This is a genomic window from Ferrimonas sp. YFM, assembly GCF_030296015.1.
Lineage (GTDB): Bacteria > Pseudomonadota > Gammaproteobacteria > Enterobacterales > Shewanellaceae > Ferrimonas.
This window is the reverse complement of sequence record NZ_AP027368.1, coordinates 2244387-2269188: the sequence shown is the minus strand read 5'-3', so window position 1 is coordinate 2269188 and position 24802 is coordinate 2244387. Positions and strand designations below refer to the sequence as shown.

Here is a 24802-nt window from a genome sequence, read left to right as displayed (position 1 = left end):
CCCCGTCGTTCGGCGGGGCTTTTTTTTACTCCCCGATTCACCGGGAATGGTCTCCCGACGGGGAAACCAGTATCATGGACCCAGTCCATTGGAAGGTACGATAGATGAATAGCACCCCCTGGTATAAGCAGTTCTGGCCGTGGTTTCTGATCCTTCTTCCAGGATCCGTTGTCATCGCGGCTCTGATTACCATCAAGATCGCCACAGACAATCCCGTTGCCCTGGTGGCCGAGGATTACTACAAGAAAGGCAAGGCGATCAATCAGGATCTCTCCCGCATCACCCAGGCCCGTAACCTGGGCATGGTGTTCGAGCTGAAACAGGATGGCGAACAGCTGGTTCTGGTTCAGCACGGCGGCCCCGCCTCAGGCGCAGCCCTGGAGATTGAGTTCCACCACACCACCCTGCCCCAGCATGACTTGACTCAGATGGTGACCCAGGATGCCCTGGGCCGTTACCTGCTCCCCGCCGACCACCTGGTTGAGGGAAAATGGCAGGTGATGATCGATGCCCATGACCAGAGCTGGCGCCTGCAGAAGCGTCTGCAGCTTCCCCTGAGTAACTCCGTCTGGTTCCAGTAACAGGGGGCGACATTGAGCAGTAACGCCTGTTTCCACTGCGGACAGCCTGTGCCGTTGTCCGCAGATTTCTCCGTCACCATCGAGTCTCAATCCCGCCAGATGTGTTGCCCCGGCTGTGCCGCGGTGGCCCAAACCATCTGTGACGCCGGTCTGGGGGATTTCTACAACTATCGCACCGAATCCGGCAGCAAACAGAGCCTGGACGCCATCATGGCCCAGCTCGACGCCTATGATCTGGAGGAGGTACAGCAGGAGTTTGTCGCCCACGAAGGGGACACCCATTCTGTGGTGCTGTCTGTGCAGGGGATCAGTTGTGCGGCCTGTGCCTGGCTGATAGAGCGACACTTTCGCAAGCTCGACGGCATTCACCGCATCAACGTCAACACCACCACCATGCGCGCCACCGTCAGTTGGTATCCGCAGAGCATCAAGCTCTCCGAAATCCTTAATCAACTGGCCAGCATAGGTTACCCCTCAACCCCATTCCAGCCTGACGCCAAAGAGCAGACCTACGCCCACAGCGCCAGGCAGTTTCTGTTCCGCTTAGGCCTGGCCGGCATGGCCACCATGCAGGTGATGATGCTGGCCGTTGCCCTCTATATGGGCTACTTCACCGAGCTCGACCCCATCTACCGCGACTATTTCCGCTGGGTGTCGCTGCTGTTTGCCACCCCCGTTGCCCTCTATTCGGCGCAGCCCTTCTACTTCAGCGCCCTGCGTGCCCTGATGTCGATGCGGGTTAATATGGATGTGCCGGTCTCCATCGCCATTCTTGGCGCCTTCAGCGCTAGCTGCGTGGCCACCTTCAAGGGCACAGGAGAGGTCTACTTCGAGTCGGTGTCCATGTTCACCTTCTTCCTGCTGCTGGGGCGCTTCCTGGAGCAGAGGGCCAGGCGCAAGGCGGCAGAGTCCGCCTCCAACCTGCATCGGCTGGTGCCACTGACCGCAGAACTGATCACCGATCAGGGCCAGGACCAGGTGGCCGCCAAAACCCTCAAGGTGGGCGACCGCTGCCTGGTGCGCCCAGGCGAAGCGATCCCCGCCGATGCCGAGCTTATCTCCGACCTGGCCGCCGTCGACGAGTCCATGCTCACCGGCGAACAGGAGCCGGTGACCAAGCGCGCCGGCGACCCGCTGTACGGCGGCAGCGTCAATTTCGACCAGAGCATCGAGATTCGGGTCAGCCAGGTAGGCACCGAGCAGCTGATCCACACCATAGTGCGCATGCAGGAGCAGGCGGCCCAGGAAAAACCGGAGATCGCCCGTCTGGCGGACAAAGTAGCCCGCTACTTCGTTCCCGGGGTGCTGACCCTGTCCGCCCTCACCTACCTGATCTGGCACTTTATCGACCCGAGTCAGGCGTTCTGGGTCACCCTGTCGGTGTTGGTGGCCACCTGCCCCTGCGCCCTGTCTCTGGCCACCCCGGCCGCCCTCACCTGCGGCAGCAATGCCCTGCGTAATCATGGCCTGCTTTCCCGCAGTTCCCGGGTTCTGGAGGCATTGCCCAAGGTGGACACCCTGCTGTTCGATAAGACCGGCACCCTGACCCAGGGCAACTGGTCTCTGGCCGAAAAACAGAGCCTGGACGGTCAGCCGGTGGAGCAGCACCTGGCCTTGGTGGCCGCCCTGGAGCGCGCCAGCAGCCACCCTCTGGCCCAGGCGTTTCGGCCCTTCGATGACCCGGCGCTGAAAGTCGACAGCCTGGAGCATATCCCGGGCGGCGGCATCCAGGGTGAGGTTAATGGCGTTCGATACCGGGTGGGCCACAGCCGCTTCGTTGGACTAGAGCAGAGTGACGACCGTCTGTGGCTGGGCAATGACCAGGGGCCTTTGGCTTGGTTCCAGCTTACGGACACCTTGCGCGAGGATGCCGCCCAAACCCTGGTCCAGCTTCAGTCCCAGGGGCTGCGCTGCGAGATGCTCAGCGGTGATCCCAGCCCATGGGCAAAGGCACTGGCCGAAACCCTGAAGATGGACGACTGCCACCACGGGGTGACCCCGTCGCAAAAGCACGAATACCTCAAATCGCTTCAGACCAAAGGCCGCAAGGTGGCCATGTTTGGCGATGGTGTCAACGACGCGCCGGTACTGGCCGGGGCCGACCTCTCCATCGCCATGGGCGCCGGTACCGAACTGGCCAAGAGCAGCGCCGACCTGGTGCTGCTGGGGGACAAACTCGGCCCGGTGGTCGAGGGGATCGCCATTGCCAGAAAGACGGTTCGGGTGATTCGTCAGAACCTGCTTTGGGCTCTGGGGTATAATCTGGCCATCCTGCCACTGGCGGTGTGTGGCCTGGTGCCCCCCTACATCGCCGCCATCGGCATGTCGGCCAGCTCTCTCATTGTGGTCGGCAACAGCGTGAGATTATTAAAACTATGAGCATTATCTTTACCCTGATCCCCGTCGCCATCCTGTTTGTCATCATCGCGGTCATGGTGTTCTTCTGGGCGGTGAAATCCGATCAGTTTGAGGATCTGGACCGACAGGGCTCCAGCATCCTGTTTGACGACGAGCAGAAAGATCGCAATGAATGACCTCAGTCTGTGGGCCGCCCTCTCCATAGGGCTGCTCGGCTCGGCGCACTGCGTCGGCATGTGCGGTGGCATCATGGCCGCTCTCAGTCATGGCCTGCCTGCCAGAGACCAGATGAATCTGGGTAAGCGCATGGGGCTGCTGGGCGCCTACAACCTTGGCCGGGTGGTCAGCTACGCCGCAGCCGGTGCCCTGCTGGCCTCACTGGCCGGTGGCATCGGCGTTCTGTTCGGGGTGGACCACTGGTTGGCCGGGCTGAGGTTTCTTGCCGGAATCATGCTGATCCTCATGGGGTTGTATCTGGCGAATTTCTCCTCCGCCCTGGTGGTGGTGGAACGTCTGGGCAAACCCCTGTGGAGCCGTCTGGCTCCCATGGCGCGCAAGCAGTTGCCTGTGACCTCTCCCACTAAAGCCTTGGCCGCCGGCATGCTCTGGGGTTGGCTTCCCTGCGGCCTGGTGTACTCCACGTTGATCTGGGCCCTCTCCCTGGGCAGCATGACCGACACGGTTGTGGCGATGACCTTCTTCGGCCTGGGCACTCTGCCCAGTATGTTCCTGGTGGGCGCCGCCGCTGACGCTTTTAAAAAAGTTTTGGTTAACAAAGGGTTCAAATTAGTGAGCGCCCTACTGTTGATCGGTTACGGTGTGCACACCCTGGTCATTGCGCTAGGTCAATTTTTCTAGCGTCGAGAGATTGTTTTGGTTTACCATGTGTAGTGAGTTGACCCAATCGGGAAAGAGCCTTGGATAACAATCGCGCTAAAAGGACGGCGTTCGGTGGCTGTGCTATTCACTGCCACGATTGCAGCATGTCGGAACTCTGCATCCCGTTCACGCTCAATGCCAATGAGCTGGACAAGCTAGACGCCATTATCGAACGAAAAAAACCCATTCAGAAGGGTGAGATCCTGATTCAGTCGGGGGAGCCCCTTAAGAGTCTGTTTGCCATCCGATCGGGCACCATCAAATCCTACACCATCACCGAAAACGGCGACGAACAGATCACCGGCTTCCACCTGGCCGGCGATGTCATCGGTTTCGATGGTATCCACTCCGAACAGCACCAAAGTTTTGCCCAGGCGCTGGAAACCGCCATGGTGTGCGAAATCCCCTACGAGACGCTGGACCAGCTGAGCGGCGCCATGCCACGCTTGCGCCAGCAGATCATGCGCTTGATGAGCAACGAGATCATGGGCGACCAGGAGATGATTCTGTTGCTGTCGAAGAAAAATGCCGAGGAGCGCCTCGCCGCCTTCATCAGCAACCTGGCCAAACGCTTCGGCAATCGCGGCTTCTCCAGTCGTGAGTTTCGACTGACCATGACCCGGGGTGACATTGGTAACTACCTGGGGCTGACCGTTGAGACCATCAGTCGTCTGCTTGGGCGCTTCCAGAAGTCCGGCCTCATCGAAGTAAAGGGTAAGTACATCACCATTCTCGATTTAGAGAGGTTGTCGGACCTGGCGGGCAACGCCCGCATCGCACGATAAAAACAGGGCACCGAAAGGTGCCCTTTCTGTTTCACAGATTCGCGAACTGGCCCATTTTGTTCTAGAACAAACAGTGCAGTGTCCGAAATCTGACGAGGCAGTTATGAGCAGCAAACGACTCCTGGTGGTTGTCGACCCGGACAGGGTTGAACAACCCGCGCTGGATCGGGCTCTCCACATGGCCCGCGCAACTGGCGCCCCCATCACTTTGTTTTCCGTGATTTTTAATCTCTCCTACGAGAAAACCGCCCTACTCTCGAAAACCGAGCGCGAAGCGCTTCGAGAGGGACTCATCGAAAAGCACCACCGCCAGGTCGAAGAGTTGGTGGCCCCGCTGCAACAGCAGGGCATCAATGTCGAAGCCAAGGTGGAGTGGCACGACCGTCCCTTTGAAGCGATCATCCGCTACGTTTTGGACAATGACATCTCCTACATCGTTAAAAGTACCCAGGAGGGCAGCGGCCGGCTGACCGCCACCTTCTTTACCCCCACCGATTGGCACCTGATCCGTAAGGCACCGGTGCCGGTGTTGATGGTCAAGGATCACGACTGGCCGAAAGACGGCAAAATTCTGGCCGCCATCGACATCGATGCGGAAGACCGGGTGCATCAGGAGCTCAATGAACGCATCATCCAGACCTGCAACAGCCTGGCAGAGCTGATCGACGCCAAGGTGCACCTGGTCAACGGTTACCCGGGGCTGCCGGATAATCTGTTTATTGAACAGCCTGAGTTCAACAACCTGGGATTCAACATCTCGGTAAGTAAGCAGCATCAGGAGCATCTGGAAGAGCTGGGCAGCAAGTACGGCATCCCCGCTGATCAGTGCCATGCCCGCCAGGGAGACCCGGAAGAGGTCATTGTTGCCGTGTCCCAGGATATCGACGCCGAGTTGGTGGTGCTGGGCACCATAGGGGAACAGGGGATCACCGCCACCCTGCTGGGCAGCACCGCCGAGCACGTGATCTACAACATAGGCTGCGACCTGCTTGCCCTGAAACCCGGTTCCTTCAACTCTCCGCTTGCCTGAGTGTTAGGGGGCGATTGCCCCCTTTTTCTATCGGATTAAGCCTTTGAAATTCAGTTAGAAGTGATACTCTAGATTCAGGTGAGAGCCACACAGGGCTCCGTTGATCTGAAACAAAGGAATGACCCGCCCTTCCATGCAAGGATATTGGTGAGGGACACAAAGTTAGGAGAGCTTTATGAGCAGCGAACGATTTCTTGTTGTCATCGACCCCAGCCGGGATGATCAACCCGCGTTGGAGAGGGCCGCACATCTGGCCCGCTGTGCCGGAGCCCGATTAACCCTCTTCCTCAGTATCTTCGATTTCTCCTATGAGATGACCTCCATGTTGTCTCAGGAGGAGAGAGATGCCATGAGAAATGGTGTGGTGACTCAGCGAAGAAAATGGCTGGAACAGTTGGCCGAGCCCCTGATTGCCGACGGACTGGACGTCAACTACGAAGTGGTGTGGCACAATCGTCCTTTCGAAAGCATCATCAACCATGTGCTCAATAATGACATCGCCTACATCATCAAGAGCACCCACGCCCACGATAAACTCAAGTCGGTGATCTTCACTCCTACCGACTGGCACCTGCTGCGCAAGGCACCTGTGCCTGTGCTACTGGTCAAAGAGCACGACTGGCCGGCGGACGGCAACATCCTGGCGGCGGTCAATGTAGCCGCGGACGATGAAGAGCATCAGGAACTCAACGATCGCATCGTCTCCAATGCGGTGAAGCTGGCCACAGTGATCGATGCCAGGGTCCATCTGGTCAACGGCTACCCAGGCACCCCGGTCAACATCGCCATCGAGTTGCCCGATTTCGATGCCCACGCCTACAACCAGTCCATCAAGCAGCACCATACCCAGCGCATCGAAGCACTGGCTGACCGCCACGGCATCGACCATGGCCGTTGCCATGTGCTGGAAGGCTTGCCCGAAGACGTGATTCCTGAGCTGGCCCGTGAGCTGGACGCCGAATTGGTGATGCTGGGCACTGTGGGACGCAGCGGCCTGTCTGCCGCCCTCATAGGCAACACGGCGGAGCATGTTATCGACAGCCTGGAATGCGACCTGGTGGCCTTTAAACCCAAGAGCTTTGTTTGTCCACTGGCCGATTAAACTGGCGGAGAGTCACGCGGATCGCCTAGGGAGCAGTCAAACTCCCGGTGGCTGGCTACAAACCGACAGCAAGCCAGGAAAAGACGCGGCATAAGCCGCGTTTTTTTATGGCAGAGCCTTTACCCGCCCTCCCCTAACGGGGATAATGCCAGCCCCAAATTGACAGCATATTGAGGTATGGAGTGGAACTTACCCAGAAGCAGAAAACCCGTCTGAACAAACTGCAGAAGCGCCTTCGTCGTGAGGTGGGCAGTGCCATCGAAGATTACCGTATGATTGAAGATGGCGATGTGGTGATGGTGTGTCTCTCCGGTGGTAAGGACAGCTATACCATGCTGGACATCCTGCTGAATCTTCAGCACCGCGCACCGGTGGACTTCAAGCTGGTGGCGGTCAACCTGGATCAGAAGCAGCCAGGTTTCCCGGAAGATGTGCTGCCCGCCTATCTGGACAGCCTGGGCGTGGCCTACCACATCCTGGAGAAGGACACCTACTCCATCGTCAAGGATAAGATTCCCGAAGGCAAGACCACCTGCTCTCTCTGTTCCAGGCTTCGCCGTGGCACCCTGTATGGTTTTGCCCAGCGCATCGGTGCCACCAAGATCGCCCTGGGTCACCACAGGGATGACATGATTGAGACTCTGTTCCTCAACATGTTCTTCGGCGGTAAGCTCAAGTCCATGCCACCCAAGCTGCTGTCCGATGACGGCGCCAACGTGGTGATTCGTCCTCTGGCCTATGCCCGTGAAAAGGACATCAGTGAATACGCCGAGCTCAAATCCTTCCCCATCATCCCCTGCAATCTGTGCGGATCTCAGGAAAACCTGAAGCGCAAACAGGTAAAAGAGATGCTCAAGGGGTGGGATAAGCAGTTCCCCGGCCGCATTGAGACCATCTTTACCGCGATGCAGAACGTAGCGCCCTCGCAACTGGTGGACCGGGAACTGTTCGACTTTACCCAACTCAACGCCGACCCCAACGCGGCACCCAGTGGTGAGGTGGCTGAAGCGGACCTGCCTGCCTTCGATTTCTTCGATGCGGACAACAGCGGTCACATCGACCTGGATCAGGCCAGTCGAATCGACGTGGTTCAGGTGCACCAACCCTGATCTCTGGTAACCGTTATATGAAAAGGGCGCCCATCGGCGCCCTTTTTGATGAATCAGACCGGATTATCACAGTCGATAAAGGTCACCTTCAGTCCATGGTTGTCTGCCAGATACTGGCCCAAGGCCTGAACCCCACCCCGTTCTGTGGCGTGATGGCCAGCGGCAAAGTAACTGACCCCCTGCTCCTTGGCACTGTAATAGGTACGCTCCGCCACTTCACCGGACAGATAGCCGTCGAGATTCAGACTGGCCGCCAGGTCGATATAATCCGGGGCTCCGCCGGTGCAGATCCCAAGGGTGGCTATTTTTCTGTCATGGCCACTGATGCACAGAGGAGTGCGGCCCAGCGCCTTGGCAATTCTGTCGCACAGCTCCGATTCTGATACCGGCGGCTCGAACTTGCCCCAGACCGGTATGGAGAGTTCATTGCCCAACTCCATGGGGCCGGCAAGTTCCAGGCCCAGGGCCTGCGCCAATCTGGCGTTGTTACCCAGAGTCGGATGGGCGTCCAGGGGAAGATGATAGCCAACCAGGTTGATGTTGTTGTCCAACAGCGCCTTGATTCGGTTTCGTTTCATGCCGGTGATCACCTGGTTCTCCCCTTTCCAGAAGTAGCCATGATGAACCAACAAGGTGTCCGCCCCCAGTTCAATGGCCGCATCGATGGCGGCCTGACCGGCGGTCACGGCAGTCACAATGTGGCTCACTTCACTGCGCCCCTCTACCTGAAGCCCATTGGGAGCGTAGTCCTTGAACTTCCAGGGGGTCAGCAGCTGATCCAGGATCTCGATTAACTCAACTCTTTTCATCTTTCATCAATTCATGTGCCGAGGAATAAGTTAAGTGTACTTGGTTCTCCTGCCCATTTTCCAATAAATACCCTGGCTCTTTAGTTTTGACGAAACACCGCACTGGGTTAATTCCATGGCCGGTTATTTGGCGAAAAATAGCCAGGACGGTCAAAAGCTGAGTTTTAATGGGGCAAATCGCAAATCCACCGTTTTTTTGTGGCAATTATTAGACAAATTGCCCCGAAATCGGTATAAAGACAGGCTGAAATATCAGCCCGAGTCGGCGAAAAGACAAAGGTTTTAAAACAATATGTCCAAACTGAATAAGGAAGAGGTACTGCAGCAGCTTAATGATGCGTACCTGGCGAAACACGGCAAGACCCCTGAGATCGAGCAGAAAGGCAGCTGGTTCAAAGTAGATGGCGGCAAGTCTCTGCGTCTGGGTGATCTGGCCGATATGGTTACAGAGCTGACTGGCGGCGCTGCGCCCGTTGAAGCGGCCCCTAAAGCCGAGCCTAAAAAGAGCGCGCCTGCTAAAAAAGCCGCTCCAAAGAAGGCGGCCAAAGCCAGCGGCAACGGCGGCATGACCCCCAAGCAATTGTGGGCTCAAAAGCTGGCTCAGGGCAGCACCCTGCCCCGCGGTCACCGCTAATAAAAGAATATAAAAAAGCCGGCATTAGCCGGCTTTTTTATTGCCTGTAATTTAGGTATTACCAGCATTAAAAAAGGGACCCTAGGGTCCCTTTTCCTGTCCAGGTAAGAAAACTTACTTGGCCAGAGCCTCTTTCGCTTTTTCTACCAGGGCAGTAAATACTACCTTGTCGAATACAGCGATATCGGCCAGGATCTTACGATCGATCTCAACAGAAGCTTTCTTCAGACCGTTGATGAAACGGCTGTAAGACATGCCGTTCTGACGAGCAGCAGCGTTGATACGGGCGATCCACAGCTGACGGAACTGACGCTTTTTCTGGCGACGGTCACGATAAGCGTATTGACCAGCCTTGGTAACAGCTTGAACTGCTACACGATAGACACGGCTACGGGCACCGTAGTAGCCTTTAGCCTGCTTGAGTACTTTCTTGTGACGAGCACGAGCGGTCACACCGCGTTTTACACGAGCCATGTTTTAATCCCTCCCAATTAGGCGTACGGCAGCATGGTGCGGATCTGAGCCACGTCAGACTTAGCAACCATTTGCTTGGAGCGCAGGTGACGCTTGCGCTTGGTGGACTTCTTGGTCAGGATGTGACGCAGGTGAGACTGCTTGCGCTTGAAACCGCCGGAGGCAGTTTTCTTGAAACGCTTAGCAGCACCTTTATTGGTTTTCAGCTTAGGCATTCTAAACTCCGCATTGTAAATAAAAAATAGAACTGCAAGGCGAACAAAAACAGCCCAGTCAGCGACTGGGCTGAGTTGTTACTTGGAAGCCTTACTGTTTCTTCTTAGGCGCGAGGACCATCACCGCCTGGCGACCTTCCACTTTAGGGAAAGCCTCCACCTGGGCCAGTTCCGCCAGATCGTCTTTAATACGATTCAGCAGCTTCAGTCCCAGATCCTGGTGGGCCATTTCGCGACCTCGGAAACGCAGCGTAATTTTCGCTTTGTCTCCGTCTTCCAAGAAGCGAGTCAGGTTGCGTAGTTTTACCTGATAGTCGCCTTCATCGGTTCCAGGACGGAATTTAACTTCCTTAACCTGAATCCGCTTGGTCTTTTTACGCTGTTCCTTCTGGTTTTTAGCCTGTTCGTAAAGGAACTTACCGTAGTCCATGATCCGGCAAACCGGTGGCTCAGCGTTTGGACTGATCTCAACCAGATCCATTCCTGCTTCCTGGGCTCGCTCTGCCGCTTCACGGCCGGATACGATACCCGCTTGCTCACCGTCAGCATCAATCAGTCGAACTTCGCGAGCACGAATTTCACCGTTGATGCGAGTTTGGTCCTTGGCCGGACCTTGCTTTTTTCCGCCTTTTATAGCTTATTCCTCCAGCAATTGCAGACTACGGTCGTTGATTTCAGTCTGGATCTGCTCAATCATCTTGTCGACTTTGATGCTACCCAGATCAACGCCATCGCGCGTACGCACCGCCACCTCGCCGTTTTCGACCTCTTTGTCACCAACGACAAGCAGATACGGGGTGCGCTTTAAAGTATGTTCGCGGATTTTAAAGCCAATCTTCTCGTTTCTCAAGTCCGCCTTTGCACGAATTCCTGAGTTTTTGAGCGCTTGGACAGTTTTTTCCACGTAATCGGCTTGTTTATCGGTGATATTCATCACCACCGCCTGCACTGGCGCCAGCCAGGTGGGCAGTTTACCCGCGTATTCTTCAATCAGTATGCCGATAAAGCGCTCAAGGGAGCCCAAAATGGCCCGGTGAATCATCACAGGGACTTTACGGCTGTTGTCTTCACTCACATAGCTGACGTCCAGGCGCTCAGGCTGAGGCATGGAGAAGTCCAGCTGAATGGTGCCGCACTGCCAGGCGCGGTCCAGACAATCGTGCAGGGTGAACTCAATCTTGGGACCGTAGAAGGCGCCCTCACCCGGCTGCAGTTCATAGCTTAGACCATTGGCTTCCAGAGCCTCGGCCAGAGACTGCTCCGCCTTATCCCACAGATCATCGGAACCGATGCGCTGCTCAGGACGGGTGGACAGTTTTACGTCGATCTCATTAAAGCCGAAGGTCTTGTAGGTGTCGTACACCATCTGGATGCAGGCGGTCACCTCATCGAGAATCTGCTCATCGGTACAGAAGACGTGAGCGTCATCCTGGGTGAAGGAGCGCACGCGCATCAGACCGTGCAGAGAGCCTGAAGGCTCATTACGGTGCACCAGACCGAACTCCGCCATGCGATATGGCAGGTCACGGTAGGATTTCAGGCCCTGCTTGAAGATCTGCAGGTGGCCAGGGCAGTTCATCGGCTTCACCGCGTAGGTGCGCTTCTCAGACTCGGTGGCGAAGATCATCTCGGAGTACTTGTCCCAGTGACCGGAACGCTCCCACATCACCTTGTCCATCACCAGAGGAGTACGCACCTCTTCGTAGCCGAACTTATCCAGCTGGGTGCGCATAAAGCCTTCCAGCTCTTTATAGATGGTCCAGCCGTCGTTGTGCCAGAACACCATACCTGGTGCTTCTTCCTGCCAGTGGAACAGGTCCAGGGCTTTACCGATCTTACGGTGATCGCGCTTGGCGGCTTCTTCCAGGCGAACCAGGTGAGCCTTGAGCTGCTTTTTGTCGCCCCAGGCAGTACCGTAGATGCGTTGCAGCATCTTGTTGTCGGAATCACCACGCCAGTAGGCACCGGCCACATTCATCAGCTTGAAGTGGTGGCAGAACTTCATGTTGGGCACATGAGGGCCACGGCACATGTCCACGTACTCTTCGTGGTGGTAGAGGCCTGGCTGGTCGTCACGGCTGACGTTCTCATCCAGGATCTCAACTTTGTAGGTCTCGCCCCGGGCATCAAAAGTATCCCGGGCTTCCTGCCAGCTGACGCGCTTTTTCACCACATCGTAGTTGGTCTTGGCCAACTGAAGCATGCGCTTCTCCAGGGCATCGATGTCCTCCTGGGTCAGCTTGTGCTCCAGGTCGATGTCATAGTAGAAGCCGTTGTCGATGGTGGGGCCGATGGCCATCTTGGCGTCGGGCCACAGTTGCTTCAGGGCGTGGCCCAGCAGGTGGGCACAAGAGTGGCGAATGATCTCCAGACCGTCTTCATCCCTGGCGGTGATGATGGACAGCTCGCTGTCCTGGTCCATGATCTCGCAGGCATCGACACGCTCACCGTTAATGCGGCCGGCGATGCACGCCTTGGCCAGGCCAGGACCGATGTCGCTGGCTACGTCCATTACGGATACGGGGTTGTCGAATTCGCGTTTGCTACCGTCTGGCAGGGTAATAACTGGCATTTAGACTCTCCACAGTGGTGATCCACACAAAAGATCACATGCATAGAATTGATAAGAGGTCGGTTTTCAGACCATGACCGTTCGGCAAGGTATTCGCCTTACAGGGCAAACAGGGCTTGGAACGGCGCTCGGTCCAACCGGCGAAGGCAGTAGTATAGAAAGGCGCAGCCACCATTACAAATGAAATAGAGTTCAGTCACCTGCTATTTGATTCAGCGGCATTCAAGGTAAAAACCCCAGGGGTCACTTACACTTGAACTAGACGAATAACAGAGGAGTCGTCGTCATGAGAACCGATGCCTTCTATCAAAGCATTCGTTGCCCCCACTGTGGTAACGACACCTCCGTCGCCGTGGATGCCAGTGGCGGAGAGCAGGACTATTACGAGGATTGCCAGGCCTGCTGCAACGCCATCCACCTGCATCTGGCCATCGATGAGCAGAAGCAGCAGTTAAAACTCTATGTTGACAGCGATGACGAGCAGTTTTATTAGAGACTGTTGACCCTTGGTGGATAGTTTTGCGTAAAAGTTTCCCTGAAGATTAATTGTGCGTCTAAAGGATGCTCCTAATCGCATTTTATCCAGGTGTTTAGGGATGCCCTTCGGGGCCGGCCTAACGGCAACCACTCGGCGTCGTTCGATCTTGACGTAGAGCCACTATGCCATCGCTCGAACTTCTTGATTGGATGCCGTTATTCACGGCCAAACTCTCTCCACAAAAGACCAACAGTCCCTATTCAGTAAGCCCCTTTTGCGCCAGGACACGCTCAACGGTGTCGACGATGGCCTGGGTCTGACTGTCGATCTCAATATTGAGGCGATCCCCGGCTTTACGCTCACCCAGCGTGGTGATGCTCAGGGTTTCTGGAATCAGGTGGATGTCGAAACCGTCCTCTCGGGTAGCGCCAACGGTCAGGCTGCAGCCGTCGATGGCCACAAACCCCTTATGCAGGATGTACTTCATCCAGCGCGGATCCACGGTCAGGCTCATGACGCAGTTGGTCTCGGTGCGTTCGATTTTGGCGATCTCCGCCTGGGTGTGAACGTGACCGGACACCACGTGCCCCCCCACCTCTTTACCAAATACCAGAGAACGCTCCAGATTCACCCTGTCGCCGGCCTGTAAATCCCCGAGATTGGTGACCTTCAGGGTCTCTTCCATTACGTCGAAAAAGACTCTATCATCGGTCAGTTCAGTCACGGTCAGGCACACCCCGTTATGGGCCACGCTGGCGCCAATCTGCAGATTCTCCCGGTACTGGGGCGGAATCGCCACCTCAAAAGTTCGCAGCTTGTCCCTTTCATTGATGGACGCTACCTTCGCCGTGGTTTGAACAATTCCAGTAAACATACAACTCCAATAATTTTTCGTAGTATCGGACCTTACGCCCTATATGCACAGTCGCCTCTATCAGGCCAAAAGCCTAATTCGCCTGGCCCTGCCGGTTCTCGCCGCCCAGGTTGCCCAGACCATGATGGGATTCATCGATACGGTAATGGCCGGCCGGGTCAGCGCCACCGACATGGCGGCCGTGGCCGTCGGCACCAGCATCTGGCTGCCGACCATACTCTTCTTTGCCGGCATCCTGATGGCTCTGACCCCTATGGTCTCTCATCACCACGGGGCCCGGCAAGAGCGTAAGATACGCCCTCTGATTCACCAGGGCACTTATCTGGCGCTGGTCTGTGGCCTGTTGGCCATGGGCATTTTCGCTCAGGCGGAATGGATTTTGGCACAGATGGAGCTGGATCCGCAGCTGTTTGAACTCAGCCGGGGCTATCTGGCCGCGGTTTTGTGGGGTGCCCCGCCGTTTTTGCTGTTCCAGGTGCTAAGGAATTTCACCGAGGGACTCTCCTGGACCATGCCCTCGATGATCATCGGCTTTGTGGGACTGGCCATCAATATTCCGGCCAACTACATCTTTATCTATGGCCACTTTGGCATGCCCGCCATGGGTGGTGCCGGCTGCGGCGTGGCGACTGCCCTGGTGTTCTGGGGCATGTTCCTGGCCATGGCACTCTATCTGCTGTTCACCAAACGCTTCCAGGAATACCGCTTGTTCCAGGGATGGCGACGAATCAACCTCGCCTTGCAAGGTGCGGTGATAAAACTCGGGTTGCCCATCGCCTTAGCACTGTTTTTCGAGGTGACCCTGTTTGCCGTGGTGGCCGTGGCCATCGCCCCCCTGGGACCGGTGACCGTTGCCGGGCATCAGGTGGCCGCCAACTTCTCCGGCCTCATCTTTATGCTGCCCCTGGCTCTGGGGATGGCGCTGACCATTCGGGTGGGCTACTACCTGGGGCGCAAGGAGTTCGATATTGCCGCCATGGTGGCACGCATTGGACTGCTGATGGGACTGGGCATCGCGGTGATCACTGCCCTGGCCACGGTGCTGTTCCGCGACCAGATCGCCGCCCTCTATACCGCAGATTCAGAGGTGCTCGCTCTGGCGGGTCAGTTGATGCTGCTCTGTGCCATCTACCAGCTGTCCGATACGGTTCAGGTGGTCACGGCGGCAACGCTCAGGGGCTATAAGGACACTACGGCGCTGCTGTGGATCTCTCTGGTCTCCTACTGGGGCGTCGGTCTCACCACAGGACTGGTGCTGGGGCTGACCGACTGGCTGGTACCGGCCATGGGCGCGGCAGGCTTCTGGATTGGCTTTATCGCCGGCCTGTCCGCGGCGGCGCTGATGCTGAAGATCCGCCTTAAAGGGGTGCAGACGCGGCTGGCACAGTCTCAAGAGGCAGCAAGCTGATCAAAAACCGCCCCGCCGAGGGCAATCTTTAGCCAAACAAACGCACTAACTGCAACAGGGCCTTGTCATCGCCTCAAGCAGGCCCTAGTATTTAGCGCATCGCACAGCGATATGCGTCTGTAACTCAGTTGGTTAGAGTGTCACCTTGACATGGTGGAAGTCGGTGGTTCGAGTCCACTCAGACGCACCACATTTTAGATTATGCGTCCGTAGCTCAGTTGGTTAGAGCACCACCTTGACATGGTGGGGGTCGGTAGTTCGAGTCTACTCGGACGCACCACATCGCACTAAGCCCGCTCATTGAGAGCGGGCTTTTTTGCGTCTGGCGTCCAGCAAACAAAAAAAGGCCACTCACAAGGAGTGGCCTGCTGAAAATCTTACTAAGAATAGGAACTGGCTGGCCCTACCCTCGCTCAGCGTAAAAGGTCGAGGGGCGGAACAGGTGCTCACCCGTGTCCACATCCACCACCACAAAACGTATTGGGGTCTCCCACTGATCCGCTTCCTGAGTCAGGGCCACGGTCAGTACCTGGGTCTGATGCTCTCCCGGCGCCAGTGTGAAATGGGCGTCTCCATCAATGTTCAAGCCGTAGAAGCCCTGCACGATCACCGCGTAGGTGCGGGACTCTTGAGTCTTATTGAGCATCTTGAATCTGTAAGTGTTCTCTACCCAGCCTTCGTCATTGATGCGATACAGGGCCTGACGGTCTCTGAGCACGTTGACTTCAAAACTGGTGCGGGTGTTGCTCCAGACCAGCATCACCAACAGGGTCACCAGGGTGGCCAGGCCATAGCCCAGGTAGCCGGTCACCCCCATCTGTTTGCCCTTGTCCGAGGCATAACGAATCAGTCCCCGGGCGTAACCAAACCTGTCCATGGTCTGATCGCAGGCGTCCACACACAGGCCGCAGTTGATGCATTCGTATTGAAGCCCCTGACGGATATCTATGCCCACCGGGCACACCTGAACGCAGAGATTGCAATCGACGCAGTCGCCCATCCCTTGTGGGCTGGTCCCCCGCTTGCGCGGGCCCCTGCCCTCTCCCCGCGTGGCGTCGTAGGCAACCAGGGTGGTGGTGTCGTCGAACATCACCGACTGAAACCGGGCATAGGGGCAGATATGCTGGCAGACCCGCTCGCGAAGCCAGCCTGCATTGAGGTAGGTACAGAAGGTGAAGAACAGCACCCAGGTTTGAACCAGTGCGGAGTTCTCCCAGGTGAAAAAGCCGACATACAGCTGATTGACCGGGACAAAGTAACCCATGAAGCCCAGGGCGGTGACCAGGGAGATCAGCAACCAGGCCAAATGCTTGGCTGACTTTCTGGCCACCTTGGCCAGGCTCCACTGACTTCGATCCAGGGCTCGGCTGTGATTATGGCTGCCTTCGATGCGTCGCTCTATCCAGTTGAAGATCAAGGTCCATACGGTCTGAGGGCAGGTGTAGCCGCACCAGACCCGGCCGTAGAGCTTGGTCACCAGGAACAGCAGGAAGGCCGCCAGGATAAACAGGAAGGCCACAATGAGCAGGTCCTGGGGAAACAGCGACACACCAAAGAGATCGAAGCGCTGTCTGCCCAGGTCGACAAGGATCGCCTGACGCCCCTGATAGGGCACCAAGGGCAACAGCAGAAACAGGCCGACCAGAAACAGATTCAGGCGGCGCCTGACACGCTGAAAGCGGCCAAACTGCTCTCTTATGTAGATTTTTCCCGTTGTGGCTGTGGTAAAGATCAGGTTGGGATCCTGGCTGGCTGAAGACACTGTCTCTCTCCAATGGCGAAACGCGGCCCCAGTCTAAATTGCACAACTGTCATTGGTAGATACAAAAATATTTTTTAAAATAGGTACAGATTGATTTTCTGAGTGGTGACCATGCCTCATTTTCGCTATCAACAACTGGCGTCATTCTTAAACCAGCAGATACAACAAGGGCTGTGGCAGGCTGGCGAGCGGTTTCCCTCCATACGGGCTCTGAGTCAGCAACATGGCTTGGCGAAAATCTCTGTGCAAAAGGCCCTGCATACCCTGGAAGCGGCGGGTCTTATCGAGGCGCGTGCGCGCTCTGGCTACTTCGTGACGTCGAAGCGACCCAGGCCCAAGCCCCAAGTCAAACCGGTAGAGGCCGCCCCCAGCGAGGTCAATGTGCCCCTGCTGTTCCAGGAGATCATGGCGCGAAGCGCCGCCTTCGATCTCTGCCCCTGGGCACCGGTGGAAGCACCGGATCAGCATCTGTTGCTGCTCAATCGCCACTTGAGCCGCGCCTTGCGCCAGCAACCGGTACGCAAAGCCTCCTATTACGGCGACCCACAAGGCCTGCCCGCCCTGAGAGAGCAGTTGGCCGCCCGCTACCGCAGCCGCAACTGCCCCCTGCAGGTGGAGCAGATCGCCCTGACCTCGGGCTGCCAAAACAGTCTGTTTCTCGCCCTGATGGCCTGCTGCCAGCCCGGTGACACCGTCGCAGTGGAAAGCCCCGCCTTCTACGGCGTGCTGCAACTGCTGCAGCAGTTGGGCCTCAAGGTGGTGGAGTTACCGGCCAGCCCTGAGTTTGGTGTGCGTGCCGATGACCTGGAAGCCGCCATCAAACGCTGGCAGGTCAAGGTGTGTGTGGTGACGCCCAGTTACGCCACACCCACAGGTGCCACCCTGCCGGTGAAGGAGCAAAAGCGCCTGGTGGCGCTGACCCACAACTACCCACTGACCCTCATCGAAGATGACATCTACGGGGACTTGGGATTTCATCTTCAGGCAGAGCCATTAAAGCGCTTCGATACCCTGGGTCGGGTGATTCTGTGTGGGTCTTTCTCCAAGTCATTGTCCAGAGACCTGAGATTGGGCTGGATTTGTGGCGGCCGGCTGCACGGTCGCATCACCCAGCTCAAGCTGATCAACCAGCTTTCCGGCAGCCAGGCGGTCCAGGAGGGGCTGACCAGTTACCTGGCGGAGGGCCACTACAAGCGCCACCTGATGGCCATGAGGCAGAGACTTATCGGCAACCGGGACCAACTGCTCGATTGCCTGCATCACAACTGGCCTGGTCGCTACTCTGCCACCGTCCCTGAAGGGGGGCTGTCGCTCTGGCTGGAACTGCCTGCCGGGGTTGACACCAAAACCGCCTATCGGCCTCTGCTTGAGCAGAAGATCGTGATTACCCCAGGCTCGCTGTTTTCCACCACGGACAGCTTCGATCACTGCCTGCGACTGAGCTTCTCCCAACCGGTGACGGCCATTCGGCGCCAGGCGATCTCGACGCTGGCCAAAACCCTGGTGCCTTAGTGCCGTCAGCTTGATCCAGATCACCCAAAGCCCACATTCTGTGCGCCGGAGCGCCCAGCAGGGAGTAAAATTTTATTGAGGAATAGCAGGGGCGTCGCCGGCTCAAGGGCCCGATGCCTCAAGGAGTGAATGGAGGACATTATGAACCTGTTTCCCCGTGATTCATTGTTCGATTTCTGGCCTCTGATGGACCGCAGACGCTCCCAGGATGAGGAGCATTCCGCTGTTTCCATGGGACTGCCCAGAATTGACATCGTCGAAGAGGAGGACAAGTACCTGCTGAGTGCCGACCTTCCTGGTGTTAAAAAGGAGGATCTGTCTATCACCCTGGCCAATGGCGTGCTGCGCATCGAGGCTCGTCGAAGCGAAGCGAGCGAAACCAAAGAGAAGCACTTCATCCGCAAAGAGCGCCACGAAGGGGTGTTTGTCCGCAACATTGAAGTCGGCGACAGCCTCAATGCCGAACAGATCGATGCCCACTTCGACAACGGCGTCCTTAAGCTGACCCTGCCCAAGGTTGAGCCTAAGGCGCCGGTGCAGGACCGGGTTGAGATTCACTGAGGCGATTCGACGTTGTCATACAGGTCGTAAAGACCTGAGTACCCAAGGGCCGCAAATGCGGCCCTTTCAATTTTGAGTCAATCCCAACTGCTGATATACTCGCTCGCGACATGGTTAGAGCAATGATTCTAAAGCGGAAATTCGATGATGATTACTGATCGTTCCAAAGGGTTCACCCTGATTGAGTTGGTGGTTGTGATGGTGGTACTCGGGGTCCTCGCGGTCATGGCTCTGCCCCGCTTCCTGTCTCTCTCCTCTGAAGCCCACACCGGTGTTTATCAGGGGGCTTTTGGCGCGTTTCGATCCGGCATCAAGTTGTACCACAGCGCCTGGCTGGCTCACGGGGAAACCGGTGCGGTCACCAACCTGAGCACCTTTGGCGACGGTACGGTGGACAGTAATGATCAGGGTTAACCCAGTGGTACCAGTTTCAACGGCACCCTGAATGGCAACAACTGCGGTGAATTATGGGGTGCTCTGCTGGACAGTGATTTGACTACGCGTCCCGCCAGCAACGGCAGCTTTGACGGAGACACCAGCAAAGCCATCAAGTACTGGTATCGCACCGGTCCTGATGCGTGCTATTACATCTACGTGGGTGAAAAGAACGAACCCGGCGTCAACCTGCCGACCCTGACCTACACCCTGAGTACAGGCGAAACCAGTTTTCGCATGAGCAGCTACTCCAACGGCTGATCGCCAGGCAAAATAACCCTACTTTTTCCGTGGTCTGGGCTAAGCTCAATGGAGTTTGCCCGGCTCAAGGAGACTGCTATGCGTGCCCTGCTGTTGGTTCCACTGTTACTCGCAGCGCCACTGGCCCTGTCAGAGGAGACCTGCGAGTCCTGCCATACCGAGATCTCTCCCTCCATAGTGGAGGACTGGAAGTCCAGTAAACATCACGCCAATGACATAGGTTGCGACACCTGCCATGAGGGCGATCATAAGAGCGCCGATGACGTGGACAACCTGGCCACCATCACCGCAGACACCTGCGGCGCCTGTCACAGCGAGCGCCTTGAGGAGTTCTCCAAAGGAAAACACGCCCTCTCCTGGGCTGCCGTTCAGGCGATGCCCACCACCCATGCCCTGCCCATGGCGCTCAATGAAGGGATGAAGGGCTGTACCGGCTGTCACAAGCTGGGACTCAAGAGTGACGAAGAGATTGAAGCGCTGAAACAAGCCGGCAGTAAATTTGGTCACGCCTCCTGTGACGCCTGCCACACCAGGCACAGTTTCTCTGTGAAAGAGGCCAGAGAGCCTCAGGCCTGCCAGACCTGCCACATGGGTTTTGACCATCCTCAGTGGGAGATGTGGTCCTCCTCAAAACACGGTGTTCGTTACCTGTTGGCGCAGAACGGGACCCTGCCTAAAACCACCAAGGCGCCCACCTGCCAGACCTGTCATATGGTGGATGGCAACCACGAAGTCAGAACCGCCTGGGGCTTCCTGGCGGTAAGACTGCCGCTATCGGAAGACCCACAGTGGAAAGCGGACCAGATCACCCTGCTTCAGGCCCTGGGTGTATTGGATATGGAGGGTAACCCAACCCCGAGACTGGATGTGGTCAAGGCGGCCGATGTTGCCCGACTGGACAAGGCCTCGTTTGACGCCGAGCGCAATAAGATGATCAAGGTGTGCAGCGACTGCCACTCAGAGAACTTTGCCAAGGCAGAGCTTGAGAAGGCGGATAACCTCATCCGAGATCTGGACCACCTGATGGCCGAAGCGATACGGGAAATTGCCGGGCTCTACAAAGATGGCGTACTCAAGAAGCCGGAAAGTTACGCCTACCCCTTCCCGGATCTGCTCACCTTCCATGATGCGCCCACCAGCATAGAGCAGACCCTGTTTGAGATGCACCTGAAACACAGAATGCGTGCCTTCCAGGGGGCCTTCCACGCCAACCCTGACTATGCCCTGTGGTATGGCTGGAGTGAAATGGTCCGTGATCTGCAGGAGATCCGGGAGAAAGCGGAGGAGATGCGCCGCGCCCACAGTGCTCAGGCCAAGCGCTGATCTCAATGATCAAAAAAGGCGCCGAAAGGCGCCTTCTTCTTTAGGGGCAACGGGAATCAGTAGATCTCGTTACCGGTCTTTTCGCCCTTCTGGTAAGCCTTGATGTTGCCTAGGGTGGTGTCGGCAATCTGACTCAGGGCCAAGTCGGTAAAGTATCCCTGGTGGCCGGTCACCAGCACATTGGGGTAGCTGAGCAGCAGGCCGAATACGTCATCGTGAATCACCTGGCCGGAGAGATCCCGGAAGAACAGGTCTCCCTCCAGTTCATATACATCCAGGCCCAGGTAACCCAGGCGGCCGCTTTTCAGGGACTCGATGGCGTCGGACGCGTTCACCAGGGCGCCACGGGAGGTGTTGATCAGCATGACGCCCTCTTTCATCTTGTTGAAGGCATCGCGGTTGATCAGGTGGTGGCTGTCCTCGGTCAGCGGGCAGTGCAGAGTGATGATGTCGCTCTGAGCGTACAGGGTATCCAGGTCCACATAGGTGCCCAGTTTCTCCGCTTCCGGGTTCACATAGGGGTCGTGGCACAGCAGTTTGCAGCCGAAGCCACTCAGGGCTTTCATGGTGGCCAGGCCAATCTTACCGGTACCGATGACACCGACGGTCTTGCTGCCCAGGTTGAAGCCCAGCAGCCCCTCCAGGTTGAAGTTGTGCTCTCGAATACGGGAGTAAGCCTTGTGCAGCTTGCGGTTCAGACACAGCATCATGGCCACCGCATGTTCCGCCACGGACTCAGGCGAGTATCCCGGTACCCGGCTCACCACGAAACCACGCCTCTTGGCTTCTTCCAGATCAACGTTGTTGAATCCGGCGCAGCGCAGGGCAATCATCTTGATGCCCGATTTGTCCAGCTGCTCCAGTACGGCGGTATCCACGATGTCGTTCACGAAGCAGGAGATGGCGTCGTACCCTTCTACCAGTTTGGCGGTAGAGGCGGTCAGCTGAGTCTTGTAGTAATCCAACTCAAAGCCATACTTCTCATTCGCAGCATCCATGGAGTGGCGATCGTAGGATTTGCTGCTGAACACGGCGATCCGTGCTTTGGTCATGGTGATTCTCCTCGCAGAAACATAAATACAGCTTAGTTGGGTTATGAGGCGGACACTCCCCTCCTTTTTTGGGCAGGGAATAGCCGGTCAGCCCGTTCAGCGGGAATTTTGCTTGCCATGCTACCCTGCTCTCTTTAGTATTACGACCCGTTCGGTACTGCCTGGTCAGTATTTGACTTATACACCTGTAGCTCAGTTGGTTAGAGCACCACCTTGACATGGTGGGGGTCGGTGGTTCGAGTCCACTCAGGTGTACCAATCCTGCGTCTGTAACTCAGTTGGTTAGAGTGTCACCTTGACATGGTGGAAGTCGGTGGTTCGAGTCCACTCAGACGCACCACATTCAAAAAAGCCCGCCTCTTTGGCGGGCTTTTTGCGTATATCCCCTGGTGACACAGGGGTGTCATCCTCTGTTGTCTACACTGTGACTAGTTCAGTTAACCCTAAGGATGGCCAAATGATTCAAAGGAATGCGCAGACTCTTTCCCTTTCCGGCACCGACAGCAAACTCAAACGACAGCAGTTAAAAGAGTACTTTGCCAACACCTGGCGCCTCTACGAGAAGCTGTTTGAGGTGATAGCTGACGACCAGGCCTACTATCTGAAAGCCGAGCCCTTGCGCCATCCGCTGATCTTCTACTTTGGCCATACCGCCACCTTCTTCATCAATAAGCTCAAGTTGGCCGGCATCATTGATTCGCGCATCAACCCCGAGTTTGAATCGATGTTTGCCGTAGGGGTGGATGAGATGTCCTGGGATGATCTGGACGAAGCCAACTACCAGTGGCCGTCGGTGGACCAGGTGCGCGAATACCGCGATGCGGTATTTGTCCGGGTCAATCAGGTGATCGATACCATGCCCCTGTCTCTGCCTGTTACTCAGGACCAACCCGCCTGGGTGATTCTGATGGGCATAGAGCATGAACGCATCCATTTGGAAACCTCTTCGGTGATCATCCGCCAGTTACCCCTGGAGGAGGTCAGAAACCACCCGGACTGGCCCCCCTGCCCTGACAGCGGCCCTGCCCCCGCCAACCGGTTGGTGGAGGTCGACGGTGACCTGGTGACCCTGGGTCGGGATGACAGCCGCAACACCTACGGCTGGGACAACGAATTCGGCATCCATCAGCACCAGGTCGATCACTTCCAGGTATCCAAATACCTGGTGTCCAACCAGGAATACAAGGAGTTTGTTGATGCGGGCGGTTACAGCCGAGCCGAATTCTGGAGCGACGAGGGCCAGGCGTGGCTGGCCTACACCAAGGCGAAACATCCCGGTTTCTGGCGCCGTGACGGGGATCACTGGTTCCAACGCAATCTAACCGAGGAGATCCCGCTGCCACTGAACTGGCCGGTGGAGGTGAACCAGCTGGAGGCCAAGGCCTTCTGCAACTGGAAAGCCGCCGCTACCCAGAGCCCGGTCAGGTTGCCCACAGAGTCCGAGTGGCAGCTGCTGCGCCGCCGGGTCGAGGACAACAACCCTCACTGGGAGCAGGTGCCCGGCAACCTGATGTTGGACAAGTGGGCCTCCTCCTGCCCAGTGGATCAATTCGAGCATCAGGGAATCAACGATGTGGTGGGCAACGTCTGGCAGTGGACGGAAACCCCCATCAACGGCTTCTCCGGCTTCAGTGTCCACCCGCTGTACGATGACTTCTCCACCCCCACCTTCGATGGCAAGCACAACCTGATGAAGGGCGGCTCCTGGATCTCCACCGGCAATGAAGCCCTGGCAGACTCCAGATACGCGTTCCGGCGCCACTTCTACCAGCACGCCGGATTCCGTTATCTGGTGTCCCACCAGAAACTGGCGGACACCAGATACACCAACACCTATGAAACAGACGCGCTGGTCAGCCAGTATCTGGAATTTCACTACGGCGCCGAGTATTTCGGCGTAAGAAACTTTCCCAAGCAGTTGGTCAGCCTTTTGCGGCCCCACCTGGAGAACACCCACAGGGCCCTGGACATCGGCTGTTCCGTTGGCCGGGCCTCCTTCGAACTGGCCCGTCACTTTGACCACGTCGATGGCATCGACTTTTCTGCCCGCTTTATTCAGCACGCCTACGAGCTGCTCCAGCAAGGGGAGAAACGTTTTGCCGTGCCTGTGGAGGGAGAGCTGGTGGAGTACAAGACGGTGACTCTGGCGGACCTCGACCTGGCCGGACACAAGCTCAGCCTCAACTTCGTCCAGGGGGATGCCTGCAACCTCAAACCCCAGTTCAGCGGCTACGATCTGGTGTTGGCGTCCAACCTGCTGGACCGTCTCGCGGAACCCTCCCGGTTCCTGGATCTCATCGGAGACAGGCTCAACCCCGGTGGTTTGCTGGTTCTGGTCTCACCCTATACCTGGCTGGAGGAGTTTACCCCCAGAGAAAACTGGTTGGGCGGCTTTAAGAAGGATGGCGAAAGTTACACCACTTTGAACGCGCTCAAGGAGCGACTCGGGTCCGGCTTTGCCCTGATTGACTCTCACCAGGTGCCCTTTGTGATCCGGGAAACCGCCCGAAAACATCAACATACCCTCTCCGAAATGACCCTGTGGCGTAAAAAGGAGTAAAAGGTCCATTTGGGGATTGCACCCACTA

Annotated in this window: 25 protein-coding genes and 4 tRNA genes; 21 read left to right on the top strand and 8 right to left on the bottom strand. The window is 56.9% G+C overall.

The features are described from left to right. Positions 1–104: 104 nt before the first annotated feature. The 8 genes from QUE41_RS10585 (at position 105) to ttcA (ending at position 7844) form a co-directional block, all read left to right on the top strand. On the top strand, positions 105–581 hold the full coding sequence (locus QUE41_RS10585; RefSeq protein WP_286342836.1) for a FixH family protein: 477 nt from the start codon (positions 105–107) through the stop codon (positions 579–581). Positions 582–593: 12 nt separating this feature from the next. After that, the gene (locus tag QUE41_RS10580; protein WP_286342835.1) at positions 594–2960 is read left to right on the top strand and encodes a heavy metal translocating P-type ATPase; all 2367 of its coding nucleotides are present in this window, start codon (positions 594–596) and stop codon (positions 2958–2960) included. Further along, the gene (gene ccoS / locus QUE41_RS10575) at positions 2957–3115 is read left to right on the top strand and encodes a cbb3-type cytochrome oxidase assembly protein CcoS (RefSeq protein WP_286342834.1); all 159 of its coding nucleotides are present in this window, start codon (positions 2957–2959) and stop codon (positions 3113–3115) included. Before QUE41_RS10580 ends, ccoS begins: the two co-directional genes overlap by 4 nt. Continuing rightward, a complete protein-coding gene (locus QUE41_RS10570; RefSeq protein ID WP_286342833.1) occupies positions 3108–3797 on the top strand; it encodes a sulfite exporter TauE/SafE family protein in 690 nt (229 codons plus the stop codon). The genes ccoS and QUE41_RS10570 overlap by 8 nt, the downstream gene beginning before the upstream one ends. A 59-nt stretch (positions 3798–3856) precedes the next feature. Further along, on the top strand, positions 3857–4603 hold the full coding sequence (gene etrA, locus QUE41_RS10565; protein ID WP_028108498.1) for an electron transport transcriptional regulator EtrA: 747 nt from the start codon (positions 3857–3859) through the stop codon (positions 4601–4603). A gap of 103 nt (positions 4604–4706) precedes the next feature. Then, positions 4707–5633: a universal stress protein UspE gene (uspE, locus tag QUE41_RS10560; protein WP_286342832.1), complete on the top strand. Its 927-nt coding sequence runs from the start codon at positions 4707–4709 to the stop codon at positions 5631–5633. Positions 5634–5808: 175 nt separating this feature from the next. After that, positions 5809–6735, top strand: a complete 927-nt coding sequence (gene uspE, locus QUE41_RS10555) for a universal stress protein UspE (RefSeq protein WP_286342831.1) — start codon at positions 5809–5811, stop codon at positions 6733–6735. Between the two features lie 182 nt (positions 6736–6917). After that, positions 6918–7844, top strand: a complete 927-nt coding sequence (gene ttcA, locus QUE41_RS10550; protein WP_502876006.1) for a tRNA 2-thiocytidine(32) synthetase TtcA — start codon at positions 6918–6920, stop codon at positions 7842–7844. 53 nt (positions 7845–7897) lie between these two features. On the opposite strand, the gene QUE41_RS10545 is transcribed toward ttcA, so the two are convergent. Continuing rightward, positions 7898–8653: a Nif3-like dinuclear metal center hexameric protein gene (locus tag QUE41_RS10545; protein WP_286342830.1), complete on the bottom strand. Its 756-nt coding sequence runs from the start codon at positions 8651–8653 to the stop codon at positions 7898–7900. A 292-nt stretch (positions 8654–8945) separates the two neighbouring features. On the opposite strand from QUE41_RS10545, the gene QUE41_RS10540 reads away from it, so the two are divergent. Next, a complete protein-coding gene (locus QUE41_RS10540; protein WP_286342829.1) occupies positions 8946–9287 on the top strand; it encodes a hypothetical protein in 342 nt (113 codons plus the stop codon). A gap of 114 nt (positions 9288–9401) precedes the next feature. On the opposite strand, the gene rplT is transcribed toward QUE41_RS10540, so the two are convergent. The 4 genes from rplT to thrS form a co-directional block, all read right to left on the bottom strand. Then, a complete protein-coding gene (gene rplT / locus QUE41_RS10535; protein ID WP_028108504.1) occupies positions 9402–9761 on the bottom strand; it encodes a 50S ribosomal protein L20 in 360 nt (119 codons plus the stop codon). Between the two features lie 17 nt (positions 9762–9778). Beyond that, a complete protein-coding gene (gene rpmI / locus QUE41_RS10530; protein ID WP_028108505.1) occupies positions 9779–9976 on the bottom strand; it encodes a 50S ribosomal protein L35 in 198 nt (65 codons plus the stop codon). Between the two features lie 91 nt (positions 9977–10067). Next, positions 10068–10610 (bottom strand): translation initiation factor IF-3, encoded by a 543-nt coding sequence (gene infC, locus QUE41_RS10525; protein ID WP_084643823.1) that lies wholly within the window; start codon positions 10608–10610, stop codon positions 10068–10070. A gap of 3 nt (positions 10611–10613) precedes the next feature. Beyond that, positions 10614–12548: a threonine--tRNA ligase gene (thrS, locus tag QUE41_RS10520; RefSeq protein ID WP_286342828.1), complete on the bottom strand. Its 1935-nt coding sequence runs from the start codon at positions 12546–12548 to the stop codon at positions 10614–10616. 286 nt (positions 12549–12834) lie between these two features. On the opposite strand from thrS, the gene QUE41_RS10515 reads away from it, so the two are divergent. Continuing rightward, complete coding sequence (locus tag QUE41_RS10515; RefSeq protein WP_286342827.1) at positions 12835–13041, top strand: CPXCG motif-containing cysteine-rich protein; 207 nt, start codon at positions 12835–12837, stop codon at positions 13039–13041. Between the two features lie 241 nt (positions 13042–13282). Here the strand turns inward: QUE41_RS10515 and QUE41_RS10510 are convergent, their stop codons facing one another. Continuing rightward, positions 13283–13900: a riboflavin synthase subunit alpha gene (locus QUE41_RS10510; RefSeq protein ID WP_286342826.1), complete on the bottom strand. Its 618-nt coding sequence runs from the start codon at positions 13898–13900 to the stop codon at positions 13283–13285. A 43-nt stretch (positions 13901–13943) separates the two neighbouring features. Here QUE41_RS10510 and QUE41_RS10505 point away from each other — a divergent pair, with 43 nt between their 5' ends. The 3 genes from QUE41_RS10505 to QUE41_RS10495 all read left to right on the top strand — a co-directional run bounded on the left by QUE41_RS10505 (position 13944) and on the right by QUE41_RS10495 (position 15588). Further along, complete coding sequence (locus QUE41_RS10505; protein WP_286342825.1) at positions 13944–15308, top strand: MATE family efflux transporter; 1365 nt, start codon at positions 13944–13946, stop codon at positions 15306–15308. Between the two features lie 113 nt (positions 15309–15421). Continuing rightward, positions 15422–15498 (top strand) — tRNA-Val (locus QUE41_RS10500). A gap of 13 nt (positions 15499–15511) precedes the next feature. Beyond that, positions 15512–15588 (top strand) — tRNA-Val (locus QUE41_RS10495). 123 nt (positions 15589–15711) lie between these two features. Here the strand turns inward: QUE41_RS10495 and ccoG are convergent. Continuing rightward, positions 15712–17070 (bottom strand): cytochrome c oxidase accessory protein CcoG, encoded by a 1359-nt coding sequence (gene ccoG, locus QUE41_RS10490; protein ID WP_286342824.1) that lies wholly within the window; start codon positions 17068–17070, stop codon positions 15712–15714. A 111-nt stretch (positions 17071–17181) separates the two neighbouring features. Here ccoG and QUE41_RS10485 point away from each other — a divergent pair, with 111 nt between their 5' ends. The 5 genes from QUE41_RS10485 to QUE41_RS10465 all read left to right on the top strand — a co-directional run bounded on the left by QUE41_RS10485 (position 17182) and on the right by QUE41_RS10465 (position 21162). Next, a complete protein-coding gene (locus QUE41_RS10485; protein WP_286342823.1) occupies positions 17182–18582 on the top strand; it encodes an aminotransferase-like domain-containing protein in 1401 nt (466 codons plus the stop codon). Positions 18583–18723: 141 nt separating this feature from the next. Next, on the top strand, positions 18724–19143 hold the full coding sequence (locus QUE41_RS10480) for an Hsp20/alpha crystallin family protein (protein WP_286342822.1): 420 nt from the start codon (positions 18724–18726) through the stop codon (positions 19141–19143). A 144-nt stretch (positions 19144–19287) separates the two neighbouring features. After that, positions 19288–19557 (top strand): prepilin-type N-terminal cleavage/methylation domain-containing protein, encoded by a 270-nt coding sequence (locus tag QUE41_RS10475; protein WP_286342821.1) that lies wholly within the window; start codon positions 19288–19290, stop codon positions 19555–19557. 78 nt (positions 19558–19635) lie between these two features. Continuing rightward, positions 19636–19839: a hypothetical protein gene (locus QUE41_RS10470; protein WP_286342820.1), complete on the top strand. Its 204-nt coding sequence runs from the start codon at positions 19636–19638 to the stop codon at positions 19837–19839. Between the two features lie 78 nt (positions 19840–19917). Next, positions 19918–21162 carry a multiheme c-type cytochrome gene (locus tag QUE41_RS10465; RefSeq protein WP_286342819.1) on the top strand — a complete coding sequence of 415 codons (1245 nt, stop codon included), beginning with the start codon at positions 19918–19920 and terminating at the stop codon, positions 21160–21162. A gap of 56 nt (positions 21163–21218) precedes the next feature. Here QUE41_RS10465 and QUE41_RS10460 read toward each other — a convergent pair whose 3' ends face one another. Continuing rightward, positions 21219–22214, bottom strand: coding sequence for a 2-hydroxyacid dehydrogenase (locus QUE41_RS10460; RefSeq protein ID WP_286342818.1), 996 nt, complete (start codon positions 22212–22214; stop codon positions 21219–21221). 181 nt (positions 22215–22395) lie between these two features. On the opposite strand from QUE41_RS10460, the gene QUE41_RS10455 reads away from it, so the two are divergent. The 3 genes from QUE41_RS10455 (at position 22396) to ovoA (ending at position 24774) form a co-directional block, all read left to right on the top strand. Then, positions 22396–22472, top strand: a tRNA-Val gene (locus tag QUE41_RS10455). A 5-nt stretch (positions 22473–22477) separates the two neighbouring features. After that, positions 22478–22554 (top strand) — tRNA-Val (locus QUE41_RS10450). A gap of 117 nt (positions 22555–22671) precedes the next feature. Beyond that, positions 22672–24774 carry a 5-histidylcysteine sulfoxide synthase gene (gene ovoA / locus QUE41_RS10445; protein ID WP_286342817.1) on the top strand — a complete coding sequence of 701 codons (2103 nt, stop codon included), beginning with the start codon at positions 22672–22674 and terminating at the stop codon, positions 24772–24774. The last annotated feature ends 28 nt before the right edge of the window (positions 24775–24802 follow it).

What these genes read in the sequence shown, in the direction of transcription:
- QUE41_RS10585 (WP_286342836.1), top strand. Translation starts at nt 105, where the DNA reads ATGAATAGCACCCCCTGGTATAAGCAGTTCTGGCCGTGGTTTCTGATC.
- ccoS (WP_286342834.1), top strand. Translation starts at nt 2,957, where the DNA reads ATGAGCATTATCTTTACCCTGATCCCCGTCGCCATCCTGTTTGTCATC.
- QUE41_RS10570 (WP_286342833.1), top strand. Translation starts at nt 3,108, where the DNA reads ATGAATGACCTCAGTCTGTGGGCCGCCCTCTCCATAGGGCTGCTCGGC.
- uspE (WP_286342832.1), top strand. Translation starts at nt 4,707, where the DNA reads ATGAGCAGCAAACGACTCCTGGTGGTTGTCGACCCGGACAGGGTTGAA.
- uspE (WP_286342831.1), top strand. Translation starts at nt 5,809, where the DNA reads ATGAGCAGCGAACGATTTCTTGTTGTCATCGACCCCAGCCGGGATGAT.
- QUE41_RS10545 (WP_286342830.1), bottom strand. Translation starts at nt 8,653, where the DNA reads ATGAAAAGAGTTGAGTTAATCGAGATCCTGGATCAGCTGCTGACCCCC.
- QUE41_RS10540 (WP_286342829.1), top strand. Translation starts at nt 8,946, where the DNA reads ATGTCCAAACTGAATAAGGAAGAGGTACTGCAGCAGCTTAATGATGCG.
- rplT (WP_028108504.1), bottom strand. Translation starts at nt 9,761, where the DNA reads ATGGCTCGTGTAAAACGCGGTGTGACCGCTCGTGCTCGTCACAAGAAA.
- rpmI (WP_028108505.1), bottom strand. Translation starts at nt 9,976, where the DNA reads ATGCCTAAGCTGAAAACCAATAAAGGTGCTGCTAAGCGTTTCAAGAAA.
- thrS (WP_286342828.1), bottom strand. Translation starts at nt 12,548, where the DNA reads ATGCCAGTTATTACCCTGCCAGACGGTAGCAAACGCGAATTCGACAAC.
- QUE41_RS10515 (WP_286342827.1), top strand. Translation starts at nt 12,835, where the DNA reads ATGAGAACCGATGCCTTCTATCAAAGCATTCGTTGCCCCCACTGTGGT.
- QUE41_RS10510 (WP_286342826.1), bottom strand. Translation starts at nt 13,900, where the DNA reads ATGTTTACTGGAATTGTTCAAACCACGGCGAAGGTAGCGTCCATCAAT.
- QUE41_RS10505 (WP_286342825.1), top strand. Translation starts at nt 13,944, where the DNA reads ATGCACAGTCGCCTCTATCAGGCCAAAAGCCTAATTCGCCTGGCCCTG.
- QUE41_RS10485 (WP_286342823.1), top strand. Translation starts at nt 17,182, where the DNA reads ATGCCTCATTTTCGCTATCAACAACTGGCGTCATTCTTAAACCAGCAG.
- QUE41_RS10480 (WP_286342822.1), top strand. Translation starts at nt 18,724, where the DNA reads ATGAACCTGTTTCCCCGTGATTCATTGTTCGATTTCTGGCCTCTGATG.
- QUE41_RS10475 (WP_286342821.1), top strand. Translation starts at nt 19,288, where the DNA reads ATGATGATTACTGATCGTTCCAAAGGGTTCACCCTGATTGAGTTGGTG.
- QUE41_RS10465 (WP_286342819.1), top strand. Translation starts at nt 19,918, where the DNA reads ATGCGTGCCCTGCTGTTGGTTCCACTGTTACTCGCAGCGCCACTGGCC.
- QUE41_RS10460 (WP_286342818.1), bottom strand. Translation starts at nt 22,214, where the DNA reads ATGACCAAAGCACGGATCGCCGTGTTCAGCAGCAAATCCTACGATCGC.
- ovoA (WP_286342817.1), top strand. Translation starts at nt 22,672, where the DNA reads ATGATTCAAAGGAATGCGCAGACTCTTTCCCTTTCCGGCACCGACAGC.